General features: G+C 61.9%; 15 protein-coding genes. 13 read left to right on the plus strand and 2 right to left on the minus strand.

All coding sequences use genetic code 11. From position 1 onward, the window contains the following. Positions 1-346 precede the first annotated feature (346 nt). The 4 genes from AB9K35_RS20075 to AB9K35_RS20090 all read left to right on the plus strand — a co-directional run bounded on the left by AB9K35_RS20075 (position 347) and on the right by AB9K35_RS20090 (position 4,896). Complete coding sequence (locus tag AB9K35_RS20075) at positions 347-1,687, plus strand: DUF3560 domain-containing protein (RefSeq protein ID WP_369928875.1); 1,341 nt, start codon at positions 347-349, stop codon at positions 1,685-1,687. Further along, positions 1,684-2,289 carry a hypothetical protein gene (locus AB9K35_RS20080; RefSeq protein ID WP_369928877.1) on the plus strand — a complete coding sequence of 202 codons (606 nt, stop codon included), beginning with the start codon at positions 1,684-1,686 and terminating at the stop codon, positions 2,287-2,289. The genes AB9K35_RS20075 and AB9K35_RS20080 overlap by 4 nt, the downstream gene beginning before the upstream one ends. Positions 2,290-2,689: 400 nt before the next feature. After that, positions 2,690-2,941 carry a hypothetical protein gene (locus AB9K35_RS20085; RefSeq protein WP_369928879.1) on the plus strand — a complete coding sequence of 84 codons (252 nt, stop codon included), beginning with the start codon at positions 2,690-2,692 and terminating at the stop codon, positions 2,939-2,941. Between the two features lie 110 nt (positions 2,942-3,051). Continuing rightward, entirely contained in the window at positions 3,052-4,896 is a 1,845-nt protein-coding gene (locus AB9K35_RS20090) for a ParB/RepB/Spo0J family partition protein (RefSeq protein WP_369928881.1), read from the plus strand. A gap of 183 nt (positions 4,897-5,079) precedes the next feature. Here the strand turns inward: AB9K35_RS20090 and AB9K35_RS20095 are convergent, their stop codons facing one another. After that, positions 5,080-5,379 carry a hypothetical protein gene (locus tag AB9K35_RS20095; RefSeq protein WP_369928883.1) on the minus strand — a complete coding sequence of 100 codons (300 nt, stop codon included), beginning with the start codon at positions 5,377-5,379 and terminating at the stop codon, positions 5,080-5,082. Positions 5,380-6,391: 1,012 nt separating this feature from the next. On the opposite strand from AB9K35_RS20095, the gene AB9K35_RS20100 reads away from it, so the two are divergent. From AB9K35_RS20100 to AB9K35_RS20135, 8 genes are all read left to right on the plus strand, one after another. Then, positions 6,392-6,544 carry a hypothetical protein gene (locus tag AB9K35_RS20100; RefSeq protein ID WP_369928885.1) on the plus strand — a complete coding sequence of 51 codons (153 nt, stop codon included), beginning with the start codon at positions 6,392-6,394 and terminating at the stop codon, positions 6,542-6,544. Positions 6,545-6,976: 432 nt separating this feature from the next. Further along, a complete protein-coding gene (locus tag AB9K35_RS20105; protein ID WP_369928887.1) occupies positions 6,977-7,861 on the plus strand; it encodes an ArdC family protein in 885 nt (294 codons plus the stop codon). Between the two features lie 234 nt (positions 7,862-8,095). Next, positions 8,096-8,284, plus strand: a complete 189-nt coding sequence (locus tag AB9K35_RS20110; protein WP_146178904.1) for a hypothetical protein — start codon at positions 8,096-8,098, stop codon at positions 8,282-8,284. After that, a complete protein-coding gene (locus AB9K35_RS20115; RefSeq protein WP_211785583.1) occupies positions 8,259-8,999 on the plus strand; it encodes a ParA family protein in 741 nt (246 codons plus the stop codon). The genes AB9K35_RS20110 and AB9K35_RS20115 overlap by 26 nt, the downstream gene beginning before the upstream one ends. A 3-nt stretch (positions 9,000-9,002) precedes the next feature. After that, positions 9,003-10,043, plus strand: a complete 1,041-nt coding sequence (locus AB9K35_RS20120; protein ID WP_369928890.1) for a ParB/RepB/Spo0J family partition protein — start codon at positions 9,003-9,005, stop codon at positions 10,041-10,043. Between the two features lie 12 nt (positions 10,044-10,055). Then, a complete protein-coding gene (locus tag AB9K35_RS20125; RefSeq protein ID WP_211785581.1) occupies positions 10,056-10,343 on the plus strand; it encodes a hypothetical protein in 288 nt (95 codons plus the stop codon). Between the two features lie 243 nt (positions 10,344-10,586). Next, positions 10,587-11,141, plus strand: a complete 555-nt coding sequence (locus AB9K35_RS20130; RefSeq protein ID WP_369928894.1) for a hypothetical protein — start codon at positions 10,587-10,589, stop codon at positions 11,139-11,141. After that, positions 11,138-12,319, plus strand: a complete 1,182-nt coding sequence (locus AB9K35_RS20135; protein ID WP_369928896.1) for a relaxase/mobilization nuclease domain-containing protein — start codon at positions 11,138-11,140, stop codon at positions 12,317-12,319. The genes AB9K35_RS20130 and AB9K35_RS20135 overlap by 4 nt, the downstream gene beginning before the upstream one ends. A 50-nt stretch (positions 12,320-12,369) precedes the next feature. Here AB9K35_RS20135 and AB9K35_RS20140 read toward each other — a convergent pair whose 3' ends face one another. Next, the gene (locus tag AB9K35_RS20140) at positions 12,370-12,633 is read right to left on the minus strand and encodes a hypothetical protein (protein ID WP_369928898.1); all 264 of its coding nucleotides are present in this window, start codon (positions 12,631-12,633) and stop codon (positions 12,370-12,372) included. 51 nt (positions 12,634-12,684) lie between these two features. Here AB9K35_RS20140 and AB9K35_RS20145 point away from each other — a divergent pair, with 51 nt between their 5' ends. Then, positions 12,685-13,440, plus strand: a complete 756-nt coding sequence (locus AB9K35_RS20145) for a DUF5131 family protein (protein ID WP_369928900.1) — start codon at positions 12,685-12,687, stop codon at positions 13,438-13,440. The last annotated feature ends 9 nt before the right edge of the window (positions 13,441-13,449 follow it).

Below are 13,449 nucleotides of genomic sequence, written 5' to 3' on the forward strand. Positions count from 1 at the left end.
GTCGAATAGCATTGCCTCGCCCCCTCCCGCGTTCGCCACGTGGCAGATCAGCAGGAACAGGCGGCTTCGCCGACTGAACCTGCAAATCAGCCCTGATTTTCCGAATGGAATGTCAGATCAACGCAACAAGCCACACGGCAAAAACAGTGGATTGGGTCAGTTTATGACGCCTAGGTCAATTTCGTCTGACGTTCAACATCCGTGTCAGGTCCGTGGGTCGGGCTTCGCCCTCCCCCCTCTGTTCCGCCGAAAACATGGTTTTCGTCAGATCAGATTGGCGAGGCCAAGCCCATCGGCGGAAGGAGGGCACCAAGCCCCCCCGCCTTCACCACGAAGGAAAAGACAGATGACCACGATTTCCGCGACCTACTCGCCCGAAGACAACAAGCTCCGCCTGTATGCGTCGAGCCGCCTTGATGCCGAGACCTTCCAGCGCGTGAAAGAGGCCGGTTTCAAATGGGCACCGAAGCAGGAGCTTTTCGTTGCCCCTGCATGGAGCTGTGCCCGCGAAGATTTGGCGCTGGAACTGGCGGGCGAGATCGAGCCGGAGGAAATGACCCTTGCCGAGCGCGCGCAGATGAAGGCCGACCGCCTGGACGGTATCGCTGACAAGCGCGCGGCGCAGGCTTCCGCCTTTTCCCGCGCCGCTGACGAACTGTCGCAAGCCTTCTACATGGGCCAGCCGATCCTTGTCGGGCACCATTCCGAGCGGAAGGCCCGCAAGACGCAAGAGCGGATGCACAGCGCCATGGACAAGGCCAGCAAGGCGCACAAGGCAATCGGCTATTGGCACTTCCGGGCCGAGAGCGTCGAGCGCCACGCGAACCGGAAGAATGACCCGCGAGTCCGCGCCCGCCGGATCGAAAAGCTTCTGGCCGAACTCCGCGACCTTCAACGCGGGATCAACTCTGCCCATAAGGCGCTCGAACTTTGGGAGAAGATGCAGACCGCCGAGCAGATCACCGCTTTTCTCGGTCACGGTGCATCGCTCGCGCGCTATGGTCTTTGGGGCGACGTTGAGAGCGGCAAACTTGACGCTTTCGAGGCAAAGGCCGCTGTCATGGACGGTTGCCGCCAGATCATTGAAGGGCCGAACCGCGCCCGCTGTATCAGCCACACGCTCAACCGCTTGAGCTATGAGCGCGAAATGCTGGGCGAGGTGCCGCGCTTCGCTGGCGAAATCACCCAGACCCTGTTGCAGATGTTTGTTCGAGCGCATGGGGCCGACAAGCCCAAGGGCGCAAAGGTCGACGCTGACCTTTTCACCGTCGAATGTGAGGCCCCCTTGCCCCTGCATATCGGAGACGGCAAGGCGCTGGAACTGTCCGGCGACGAGTGGCGCGACCTTATGCAGTCCTGCGGCTACGTCCCTCCGGCCAAGAAACCGGCGAAACCGCCGATCCTCAATTTCAAAGCCAAGAGTGGCAAAGTCTCGGTTCAGAACTCCTATCGCCGGGAGGCTGACGAGCTGCCGCAAGTCGAGCTGACGAAGGCCGAATATGCGGCGATCTACAGCGAACAGCGCGGAACCCGGCTTTCGACCTGCGGCGAATATCGTGTGCGGATTGCGCCGAACCCGAAGCACGAGGGACCGCGCTATCAAGCTGGTTGGGCGGCAATCTTCATCACCGACCAGAAGCAGCACGAAATTCCCGAGGCCCTGCGCCAGACGGAGGCGGCACAGTGACCCGCCCGGCGATCTATTCCCGTCCGAACAAGCCCCTGACGATCCCCGTGCGCAAGCGCGGGGACATCGCGCCGTTGGCGCAGATCGAGGCTCCCGAAATCATCGCGGTTGACCGGGCCACCGAATGCCACGTCACTCCCGACGATGTAGCGGGGCGGATGGTCGATTATCTCGGCCCCCAGGGCGACTATCTCACCCTTGAGCCGAGCGCCGGAACCGGCCAGCTTGCGCGGGCGCTTCTGGCGTCCGGGCACAGCCCGCACGAACTGACGATGATAGAACGGCACCACCGGCTTGCGGCAATGGTGCACAAGATCGGCCCAACGGTTCACGGCTGTTTTCTCGACTACGCCGACGAGGTGAAGGGGCGCGCAGCGTTCCCCCGGATCATCATGAATCCCCCCTTCCGCGAGGTGCGGAAGCATATCGCCGCCGCGCTTTCCCTTCTTGGTCGAGCCGGTCACGCCGAACCAGCAACGCTGGTCGCGCTGGTGCCCGTGACGTTCGAGCATCCCGAGGCCGAACATCTGGAAACCCTGCCGCCCGAAACATTCAGCTTGGCGCGCGTTCACACCAAAATCATACGGGTTCGCCGCGACTAGGTGGCGATCCGAAGATCAGAGAGAGCCGCGCGAGGCGCGCGGCTCGCATTGATCCAGAAGACAGGGCGGGGGATCGACGGGCTGCGCCCGCTCACCCCCGCCCTGGCACGATCCTGTTTTTTGTCCGCCCAACAGACCTGCCCCGGAAAGTCAAAAGACAAGCGCCGCCTGCGGCGTCGTCTCCGCCGGGGGCCGTGTCCTCGCGCTGCGCGCTGCGGGCCGCACCACCCCCCGGCTCCGATCCTTTGACTGTCCGCGTCAGGCCCGTGGGTCGGGCTTCGCCCTCCCCCCTCTGTTCCGCCGAAAACATGGTTTTCGTCAGATCAGATTGGCGAGGCCAAGCCCATCGGCGGAAGGAGGGCACCAAGCCCCCCCGTCCTCACCACAAAGGAGGCCACAAATGGCTTTTGAGATTGTCGTTATGACCGAGGAAGGCATGACCACCATTTTCCCCGACAACATCGAAGCATGGGCGGAGGAAATGGGCGCGAGCATCACCGGCCTTTCCTCGAACCCGCGCACTCGCCCGGAGCTTCAGGGCCAGCCGAAAATCACGGGCTTCAATGGTCCGTGCTGGGGCGGGACCACCGATCATGGCGAACCGATCATCCGCTACGAGGACGCCGCATCCTACGCGGAACTGTCCTTCTGAAATCGGCAGCAGAGTTCCCCCACCCCACGCGGAAGCTGGCCAAACGAATAGGCCGAAGGAGGCCGCTAACGCCCCCTTACCAAATTAAACACACCACAAGGAATGTCCCAATGACCAAACAGAGCATGATCGCCGCCGACGAAGCCCGTTTCCCTCTGGCGAATCTGGTTCTTTCTCCGATGAATCCGCGCCAGAACGTGCCCGCCGCCGAGGTCGAGGAACTGGCCGAAAGCATCTGGACCGCTGGCCTAATCCAGAACCTTGCCGGGATCATGGACGGTAAGGGCGGGGCCGAAATCGTCGCTGGTGGCCGTCGGCTGCGGGCGCTGCAACTGCTGGCCGAGCGCCACGCCGATCTTGCCCAGGTTCGCCCCGAACTGGCAAATCCGCCGGTCCGCCTAGCGCCCGATGACAGCACCGCGCAGGCGTGGGCGGTGGCCGAGAACTCTGCCCGCCGCGACCTTCACCCCGCCGATGAAATCCGGGCCTATGGCAAGATGGAGCGGAATGGCGCTACCCCAGCAGCGATTGCCCGCGCCTTCGCCGTGACTGAAAAAAGTGTCTACCGCCGCCTCGCGCTGGCTGGTCTGCCGGAAGCCGTGATCGACGCGCTGGCCGCAAATGAAATCAACCTCAGTGCCGCAGCCTGTTTCACGATCAGCACCGACGAGGCGCGGAGCCTTGAAGTGCTGGAACAGTGCCGGGGCAACACCCTGTCCGACTATCAGATCAAGAAGGCGTTGAAGCCCGACGCCGTGAAGGACACCGACCGCCGCGCGAAATTCGTGGGCATCGAGGCATATCAGGCCGCTGGTGGTCGTGTTGGCGGTGATCTTTTCGCGGAAGAAACCTTGCTGGATGATGCCGACATTCTCGATGCGGTTTTCGCAGATCGGTTGGCCGAGGTCGCGGACAGCCACAAGCGCGACGGATGGAAGTGGGTTGAGGTGAGCCACGCCGATTATCTTGGCTACTGGTTCCTGCAAGAGAACGGTTTCGAGCGCATCCACAGGGTGACAGGCACGCTTTCCCCCGAGCAGTCCGAGCGGTTCGATGAACTGACGGAACAGGCCGAAGCCAACGCGCTGGACGAGGCAGGGCAGGAAGAGTTTGCCGCCCTCAATGCGATCACGGAAGGCGACTACACCGAGATGCAGCGCGCGCATTCCGGCGTCATCATCTATGTGGACTCGCGCGGCGAGGTGCAGAGCTATGAGGGCCTGATCCGCAAGGCCGACAAGGCCGAGGCGGTTGCGGCGGGCGTTCTGGCGAAGTCGCAGCAAAGCGCCGATGATGCGCCCAAGAGCCCGATTTCCCAGAAACTCCGCGATGATCTTGGCCGCGTCTCGCGCGGTGCCCGTCAACATGCCGCCTTGCGTGACCCTGATCTGCTGATCGACCTGCTGGCCTACCAACTCAGCCACAACCTCTATTGGTCCAAGCCGTTCGGCTTGTCCGTCGAGGACGTGCCCAACTGGCCGACGACTGAGGCCGATGGCTACGCGCTGGACGAGCGCCTGACCGAGAACCCGCCGCGCGATATGTATGGCAAGGACCTTGGCAAGAGCTTCCGCGCGTTCCGTCAGAAAGGGGCGGATCACATTCGCGGCGAACTGGTGCGCTTTCTTGCCGCGCAGCTTCGGGGCGGTGATGAGAAGCTAATGGCGCTGATCGAGAAGGAGACACAGCCGAACACTCGCGAAGTCTGGACCCCGACCGCAGCCAACTTCTTTGGCCGCGTGGGAGGCCCCTACATGTCGGACCTCTGGCGCGATCTGCTGGACCTGCCTGCGGATCATCCGACTGCCACCAGCTTCGACAAGCTGAAAAAGGGCGAGAAGGCCGCGAAGCTCGAAGCCCTGTTCCGTGGTGATCGCGACCTGCGCAATGCTCTTGGGGTCACCGGCGCGCAGGCAGACGAGATCGCAGTATGGCTGCCCGAAGGCATGGAGTGAAAAGAGTTCTTTGTGGTGAAGGACGACCTGGCCCCGCTTCGGCGGGGTCTTTTTGTAGCTGGGGCCTTCTGATGTCCTGCCACGTCAGGGCGCGAGGCCCCGCCCTGGCAGGACTGGCGCTATCCGCGCGGGAGCCGCTGGCGCGGCGGAATGGCCCCAGGAAGGGCCATTCCAATCCGTGAGCTAATGGCTCGTGGGCATCGGAACGATCAGAACATCCTCATCCGGGCACATCTGGCGGTGATACTGGATCATGGCATCTGCCGAGCGGAAGTGCTTGTGCTCGCCTGATGTCGTCGTGAACACTGGCTCTTCCGTCTTGTCAGGGAAGACGCCCATGACCACCCAGACGAGCTTGCCGTTCGCCGGGTCTTTATGGGGTTCGTAGCGCAGGCGGCCACCGCGTTTGATGAACTGGCGCACCCTGCTGCCGAGCAAAAGGGCGCGCTTCGGTTGTCGGACAGCCTCGCTTGTTTGGGCCATTTGTACCTCCTTCTTGGTCCGTCTGTGTCGCGCCACAGGATCAGAGACCGGCGGCACAACAGGTCGTGTCGGCTCGCCGCTTGGGGGAAGCGGTTGGCTGAGAACGGGGTGCCTGCTCCCGGTCGGGAGCCCATGACTTCAATTTCCTGAGCCTCTTCAAAGCCTTCAAGGAAACGGTCGTCGCGGTCATTCACCCACCAAGAACCAAGCCCGTAATTGCTACTTTGAAACAGTCTGTGGTTGAACCTTGCTGTTCGAACCTTGCGCGGAAAGACGCCAATCCGCGTCATGGCAACGTCTTGAAAGAAGATACGTTTTTGAATGTGTCGCGGCCTTCTGGGGGCGTGACAGTTCCCCTTTTGCGCGCAATTTTGGATCTTGCGGCAAATTCCAAATGTGGTCCCGGACCACATTTTCCGGCAGGAAGGGCTTTGGCGAGCGGTTGGGGCTGAGCGGTTTTCCAGCCTGAAATGTAGCGACCTTGGGAGCAGAGTTTCAGGCCGGAGCAGGCCCCGAACGAGACGTCAAGTATCGAGAGAGGGGCCTGTGGGAAACCGCGGCGGAACGTTTGAGCAGGGCGAATCCCGCGCAGACGCGGGACCGCGTGCCGAGGTTCCGACCGGCAGGGCCGGTCTCCACCCCGAGCCGGACGCCCCTGCCCTCCCTTCGGCCTGAAGCGTTGCGGATTGTCTCTCCGAGCCAACCCGCAGCGCGGCCGAATGGTCGTTCAGGCGCATCCGTCTCGGCCAAAGGTCTGGCCCGCATTTCGCGGTCGCTTCGAGGTGAGGCAACGCAGGAATGGGCGCGCGGCTTTGAGTATCCGTCATTGCGCTGAAGCGCCTTCGCGGTGTGGCGATTTATTTGGGAGAGCGTGCGCCGGCCTCGTCCTGGTGCAAGGGCAAGCCCTTCTCCACTGCGCTTCGCTTCGTTGCGACCGCAAGCGGTGCACCCGTCCGATCTGGGCCGTCGCGGTGATCTCCCGAAATCGTCCAACACCGAAAGGAGCACCACAATGAACAAGATCATCGCCCGTCTGCGCTCAATCCTGCGAAGCCTCACCACAAAAGCGAACCTCAAGATCTCCATTGCGCTCAGCGTCCCCGGCTTCCTGAAGGTCGAGGTTAGCTATGCGCGCAACCTCGATCGGCCGCCCGAGAAGGGCTGACGGTCCCAAGGGCGCGCCTTAAGCCCCTGCCCTTTTCCTAGAAAACAGAAGAGACCCACGCAGCTTGCGCGGGTCACATCCAATCAGAGGTCAGGCCAGGGGATCGACGGGCTACGCCCGCTCACCCCCGTCCTGGCTTTTTTCTCTTTCTTGGTCCGCCCAACAGACCTGACCCGGAAAGTCAAAAGACAAGCGCCGCGCAGGCGCGTCGTCTCCAACGAGGCCGTGTCCTCGGCCTACGGCCTGCGGGCCGCACCAACCTCGTCTCCGATCCTTTGACTGTCCGGTTCAGGCCCGTGGGTCGGGCTTCGCCCTCCCCCACTCTGTTCCGCCGAAAACATGCGTTTTCGGTCAGATCAGGTGGCCGAGGCGCAGCCCATCGGCGGAAGGAGGGCACCAAGCCTCCCCGTCTCACTTTGAAGGAGGCCACAAATGGCAAAATCGGATTTCGACATCTACCAGCACGTCACCAACCAGATCATCGAGGCGATGGAAGCGGGCGTTTCGCCTTGGCGCAAACCTTGGTCCGGCGGGGAACAAGGCGTCTCGTTCCCGTTGCGGTCGAATGGCGAACCCTATCGCGGGATCAATGTTCTGATGCTGTGGCTTGCAGCCCATGCCAACGGGTTCGGCTCGGCGCATTGGTTCACCTTCAAGCAGGCGAAGGAGTTGGGCGCGCATGTGCGCAAGGGCCAGAAGTCGTCGACCGTGGTGAAATACGGGACCGTCGAGCGGGAGAATGACGATGGCGAGGCGGTCGCGATCCCCTATGCCCGCGCCTATCGTGTTTTCAACGCCGACCAGATTGAGGGCTTGCCGGAAGAGTTCTACCGCCGCCCCGAGGTTCAGGAGGATCTTGGCACCCGGCCCCTGCCGGAGGTCGACGCGTTCTTTCAAGCGGTCGGTGCCCGCGTCACACATGGCGGTGCAAGGGCGTGCTATGTCCCCGCGGAGGACCGTATCCAGATGCCGCCCGTGTCCGCCTTCATTTCCGCGCAGCACTACACGGCGACGCTTTGCCATGAAGTCACGCATTGGACAGGCCATCGGTCGCGGCTGGACCGCTTCAAGATGGGAAGCACGAAAGCAGATTATGCCCGCGAGGAGCTGATTGCGGAAATCGGCAGCTGCTTCCTTGGGGCGCGCATTGGCGTAGAGCCGACCATCGACGAAGCCGCATCCTATCTCGATAGCTGGCTCGGGGTATTGAAAGAGGACAAGCGCGCGATCTTCAAGGCCGCAAGCGCTGCGCAGAAGGCCGCAGATTTTGTGCTGGAGGCCGCCGCCGCTGGAGGCGCAAGCGAGATCGCCGCCTGAGCACATCGGCAACACCTTGAAAGGGGCGCGCAGATGCGGGCCTCTTTCTGTTTGAAAAATGTACTTATGTATGGCTGTATGTATGTCATTACAGGCACGCGGCCTGGGCCAAGAAAATTTGCCGCGCCGAGACATGCGTCTCGCCGCGGCCGCAAGTGGCCGAGGTCAGTCGCCCAGGATCAGGGCGCCGCGCTTATGTCGGCCGGAAATCCGGTGCATCTTGCGGAGAGGTATATGAGCAACCCAACACGCATGTTTTCCATGAATATGCCGGTCGACGTGCATCGCGCGCTCAAGCGCGAGGCCTTCGAACGAGAAACAACAATGGGCGAAATCGTCCTCGATGCGCTCAAGCAATGGGGCATCGCTCAACAGACCAACGAGGAAGGAGCAGGCCGTGAAGACGATCGTAATCGCGAATAACAAGGGCGGTGTCGGCAAGACGACCGTTGCGACCCAGATCGCCTTCTACCTCGGTCGCGCAGGCTATTCCGTCATCGCCGTTGACCTAGATGGGCAGCGCAACCTGACCAGCGCCTTGAACGGCAAGCGGGTGGTCGGGAACGCGTTGCAGATGATCGAGAGCGGTGAGGCCCCGAGCTTCTCTGTCGATCCTGGTGAAGTTGTGCTGATCGAAGGGGATCGAGACGTTCCGGTCAGCTCCGACGATGCGGTTCTGCAAAGCACCGTGGCGGCGCTTGACGGGCTTGAGGGCGCGGATTTCTGCGTCATTGATACGCCGCCGACATTCTCGGCGCTGGTCTACGGGGCGCTTCTGACGGCAGACTTCATGCTGTCGCCCATCGAGTTGAAGCGGTTTTCTCTGGACGGGGTCGAGGGCGTTCTGAAAGCCTTCGTGCAGGTCCAGGAGATCAACGAAGGCATCCAGTTCCTTGGCCTGCTGCCGTCCCGCTTCGATGCGGTGAAGCAGAACGAGCGCGAGACCCTGCAAGCTGTTGCCGAGTCCTACTCCAACCTTCTGGTGCCTCATGCGATCCGCAACCGCGTCGGCTATGAGACGGCTGAGGCGGAAGGCATTCCGGTTTTCGAGGTGCCGACTGCCAGCGGCAAGGATGCAGCCGTCGAGTTCGGTGAGTTCTTCGACTGGTTCATCGAGACCGTCGAGAAGGAGGATTAAGCCATGGCCGAGAAGAAGTTTGGCAGCACGATGCAGACGCTGGATCGCCTCAAGAAGAGCGGCGATCTGTCGGCCCTGACGCGGAAGAACAAACCGGCGCAGGCCGGGCAACGTGAAATCCCGCTCGATGATATCATGCCGGACCCGGAACAGCCCCGTCGCCACTTCGACCAGGATCAGCTGGCGTCTCTGGCGGAGAGCATCCGGACCCAAGGGGTGCTTCAGGCGATCACGGTGCAGCCTGCCGATGATGCCGGGAAGCACATGCTGATCATGGGTGAGCGGCGCTTCCAAGCCGCAAAGCTGGCGGGTCTTACCAAGATCCCCGCAGTCGTTCGTGAGATGACCGATGCGCTCCGGATGGCGCAGCTGACCGAGAACGTTCAGCGGGCTGATCTGACGACCTTGGAGGTGGCCGAGGCCGTTGCTGCAATGCGGGCCGCAGGGCAGTCGCGCAGCGCGATTGCCGAGGCGCTTGGCTGGAATGAAGGGGAGGTGTCCCGTTTCGCGGCTCTGGCCAAGATGCCGGATGAGTTGCGCGACGCGGCCGCACAGAACGCACCCATCCGCGCCCTGTCGGATTTGAACGCGCTCTGGAAGAAGGACGAGGCCGCCGTTCGGCAGTTTCTCAGCGAGACCGAGGCGAGTGATATTTCCCGCGTGACGGTCGAGCGTCTGCGCGGGGAAATCGACGGGAAAGGAGCCGCGCCCGAAGTGGGGACTTCGGTTCAACCCGCACCCGAGGCACCTCACGCTGAGGGTCCGAAGGACACTCCCGATGCAAACGTCGAGATTGCGGATGTAGCAGGGCAGGGGGACGAGCCGGGTGAAGCGCCTACGGTCGCTTCTCCGCAATCGCCCCGGCCTCGCGCTGCAACCGCGTCTCCGACTCTTCTGGTCCGCCACGGCGGGCAACTTGGACGAGCCTTGCTTGATCAGCCTGCCTCGAACAGTAAGTCTGTTCTCATTCGCTTCGAGGAGGATGACCGGGTGGCAGAAGTGCTGTTGGCCGAGGTCGAGCTGGTGGAGCTGCTGCGGGACTGAGGAGGACGGGAGATGGTGAAGATCGCGCTCTGGAATGCAATGCTGCTGATCCGCACGCCTGTTCAGGCGTTGCTCACGGTGCTGATGGTCCTGCATCTGGTTGCCGCTGTGGCCGGAGCCGTCATGATCTTCACCGGCTACGGCGTCGAAGCGGTAGATCAGATCCCGTTCGTCTATCGGCTCATTGCTCCGGTTCTGATGGCTGGTGTCTTTGTCATCCTGAGCGCTTTGTCCTTCTATCTCGATAGCCTTGTCTTCCGCGTCACGCCGCGCAATCGGCTGCTTTTCCTTTGGGGCTAGCCCTCGAAAATCAGACCTGAAGAACTGAGACGCACCGCCTGCGGACGGTGCGTTTTTCTTTGGTTGCCGCGTCGGGTTCGGCTTTTCGATGTGGTCCGGGACCACATTTCGAGCGCGTTGCTCCGTTTCGAGCGACCAAACGATGGGCGCGGAAAACGTGGTCCCGGACCACGTTTAGGGTTGGGATTTTGACTAATGCAGGATAGGCTAATCGCCAGCAAGTAGCCTACTTTTGAGTTAAAAATGCCCACACAGAAGAAAGCCGCCAAGACGTATCTGCCTCCGGAGCGCCATGCCCAGCTTGAGGCTTTGGCCGCTTCGGAAGGACAGACTGTGTCAGTCCTTTTAGGGCGTTTGATTGATCTGGCGCTGGATGGAGAAGAAGCTCCCGTTCAGCCGCGCCGCCCGCTTTCCCGCGCCCGGCGGGAGGGCAAGGTAACGGTTCGCCTGGCTGCTGATGTGCGGCAGGACCTGGAAGGGGAGGCGCGCTCCCAAGGTGTCACGGCATCGACCTGGGCAGCGGTTCTGCTGTCGGCCCGGATGCGAAATGCACCGCAGATGGTGTCGGGCGAGAGGCGGGGAGTCCGTGCCGCCTACCGTCAGCTTCGCGGCTTGGCCGTCAATGCCAACCAGATTGCCTACGCACTGAACCGAGGTGTCCTGACGGGTGCCGGTGCGGATCTGACAAAAGCTGAAGTCGAGGGCTTGCGCCAGGACATCGCGAAATTACGCATGGCGTTGAGCGTCTATGCGGAGGGCCGCTTTCAGTTCCAGTCCGGGGAAGGTGAACAGCCATGAGCGACTTCAAGTCGGAGTTGGGGTTTCAGGACTGTTGGTCGTCATCGGCCAACAAGGAGCTGAACAAACCGGCAGGAGGATCAGTCGGCAGCGGTCCTCGAAAACCTAAGGCTGGTGCTGAACAGCCGGATCGTTCCGCTGCCCAAGCGCAGACCATCTCAGCGGCAGACAAGGCGCGGCTGGCCCGTGTCGTCAAAGGTGCGCCGGAAGTCATGGTGAAGGTGTCCAAGCCCGCCAAGAACGACAAGTCCGGCAATCCGATCAAGGTCACCCGAGCATCGGAAGCGGTCAGGGCCTCAGAGCATCTCGCCTACATCAGCCGGAATGGAAAGATCGAGGTCGAGAACGACCGGGGCGAGACCTTTTCGGGGCGGCAGCAGGTCGGTGTGATCTATCGCGAATGGATGGAGAAGCACGACGAGGATCACCGCGAAGGCTCCGCGACTGACCGGACGAGGATCACGACCAGTATCGTGTTCTCGATGCCCGGCACGGCAAATGCGGAAGCGGTGAAAGACGCGGTCAGGGCGCTGGCAAGGCAGGAGTTCCAAGGGCGGCACGACTATGCGATGGCCCTGCACACGGATACGCATCACCCCCATGTGCACCTGACGCTGCGCACCGTTGGCGAAGACGGTCAGAAGCTGAACTTGCGGAAAGCCGATCTACAACGCCTGCGAGACACGTTTGCGGAGAAGCTACGGACGCGCGGGATCGAAGCGGAATCCACCCCTCGACATGCCCGAGGTGTGACGCGCCGGGGAGAGATGACGCCGGTCTACAAGATCAGGCAACGGGGCGGTAAGCCCTTGGCCGATGCTCGGAAGATACGCCAAGTTCTGCGCGATCTCGAAGACAACGGCGGGCGCTTGCCGCAGAAGGCATGGGATGACGCGTTGATCGCGCGGCGCAACAGGGTGATGGCGACCTATGACCAGGCTGCGACGATCTTGGCCGGATCAACCGACCCGAGGGACCGTGACCTTGCGCGGGAAACCAAACGGTTTGCGGCGCGACTGACTGAGACGACGACGCAACGCGCCGAGATCGCCCGGTCTCTGACGGGGCATAGTGCCACGCGCTCCGTACCGCGCGGACGTGGAAACGCGGTCGATAGTCCAGAACATGAGCAGGATCTGTCGAAGGGGAGCCCTGACAGGGGCGGTCGTCAACGATAGATGCTGTTCCGGTGTGCGAGGGCCAAAACCCTTCAACGGCCTCGCAAACTTCAAAACCGGCCGTTCGAGTGATCTGTGGCGACCAGCTGACGCAGCATTTTGCAGGTGTAGAGAATCCGCACCGGAAATTCGGCCCTCACCTGCCGTGCGTTCATTGTCCATCGCCGCAACGCGGCTTCCCCAAACCGGTTCTTGGTGGCAATGCACAGCATCGCCTTCCAGCTTGAGGCCCGCACTGCGGACGAAGTTGTCGCTCTGAACTTATCCAACAAAGTCCGCTTTGGACCCAGCCAAGTGAACGGATAGCTGTTCATCGTTTGTCTACTTCAGTGTAATGCTGGTCGCAGAATAATAGGTTGAGCAGGATGGCACAGAAATCTGAAATCGAATGGACCGACGCGACGTGGAATCCCGTGACGGGATGCACGAAAGTCGGTCCCGGCTGCGACCACTGTTACGCAGAAAGGTTCGCGGAACGTTGGCGCGGCATCGAAGGGCATCCATACGAACAAGGCTTTGACATGCGCCTCTGGCCATCGCGCCTCGGGCAGCCCGCGCTCTGGAAGAAGCCGCGCATGATCTTCGTCAACTCGATGAGCGATCTGTTCCATAAAGACATTCCGCGTGAGTTCATCGACCGAGTATTCGATGCGATGGAAGCCGCAGACTGGCACGTCTATCAGGTGCTGACAAAACGGTCGTCGCTGATGCGCAACTACGTGCGCCGCCGCTACGACGGCGGGCGAGTGCCGACACACATTTGGCTCGGCGTATCCGTCGAAGATGCCACCCACAAAGGGCGGATCGAACACCTTCGGCAGATCAACTCAGACGCGCGCTTCATCTCATTCGAACCGCTGCTTGGCCGGATTGGCGAGGTCGACCTGAGCGGGGTCGCCTGGGCGATTGTCGGCGGCGAGAGCGGTCCGGGTGCGCGTCCTATGGAAGCGGCTTGGGCGACCGAATTGCGCGTCGCCTGCGAGCGATACGACGTGGCGTTCTTCTTCAAACAGTGGGGCGGTGCGCGCCCGAAATCCGGCGGTCGTCTGCTCGAAGGCGAAGAATGGAACGGGTTCCCGTGGCAGATCGTACCGAAGGCGATCATGGCGGAATTGCAATAGCGAAAGAAA

The sequence above is a fragment of the Leisingera sp. XS_AS12 genome (assembly GCF_041224635.1).
In the GTDB taxonomy this organism is placed as follows: domain Bacteria; phylum Pseudomonadota; class Alphaproteobacteria; order Rhodobacterales; family Rhodobacteraceae; genus Leisingera.

Coding starts and splice junctions, on each gene's coding strand:
- AB9K35_RS20105 (WP_369928887.1), top strand. CDS start 6,977: ATGGCAAAATCGGATTTCGACATCTACCAGCACGTCACCAACCAGATC.
- AB9K35_RS20130 (WP_369928894.1), top strand. CDS start 10,587: ATGCCCACACAGAAGAAAGCCGCCAAGACGTATCTGCCTCCGGAGCGC.
- AB9K35_RS20110 (WP_146178904.1), top strand. CDS start 8,096: ATGAGCAACCCAACACGCATGTTTTCCATGAATATGCCGGTCGACGTG.
- AB9K35_RS20100 (WP_369928885.1), top strand. CDS start 6,392: ATGAACAAGATCATCGCCCGTCTGCGCTCAATCCTGCGAAGCCTCACC.
- AB9K35_RS20125 (WP_211785581.1), top strand. CDS start 10,056: ATGGTGAAGATCGCGCTCTGGAATGCAATGCTGCTGATCCGCACGCCT.
- AB9K35_RS20135 (WP_369928896.1), top strand. CDS start 11,138: ATGAGCGACTTCAAGTCGGAGTTGGGGTTTCAGGACTGTTGGTCGTCA.
- AB9K35_RS20145 (WP_369928900.1), top strand. CDS start 12,685: ATGGCACAGAAATCTGAAATCGAATGGACCGACGCGACGTGGAATCCC.
- AB9K35_RS20140 (WP_369928898.1), bottom strand. CDS start 12,633: ATGAACAGCTATCCGTTCACTTGGCTGGGTCCAAAGCGGACTTTGTTG.
- AB9K35_RS20120 (WP_369928890.1), top strand. CDS start 9,003: ATGGCCGAGAAGAAGTTTGGCAGCACGATGCAGACGCTGGATCGCCTC.
- AB9K35_RS20090 (WP_369928881.1), top strand. CDS start 3,052: ATGACCAAACAGAGCATGATCGCCGCCGACGAAGCCCGTTTCCCTCTG.
- AB9K35_RS20095 (WP_369928883.1), bottom strand. CDS start 5,379: ATGGCCCAAACAAGCGAGGCTGTCCGACAACCGAAGCGCGCCCTTTTG.
- AB9K35_RS20075 (WP_369928875.1), top strand. CDS start 347: ATGACCACGATTTCCGCGACCTACTCGCCCGAAGACAACAAGCTCCGC.
- AB9K35_RS20085 (WP_369928879.1), top strand. CDS start 2,690: ATGGCTTTTGAGATTGTCGTTATGACCGAGGAAGGCATGACCACCATT.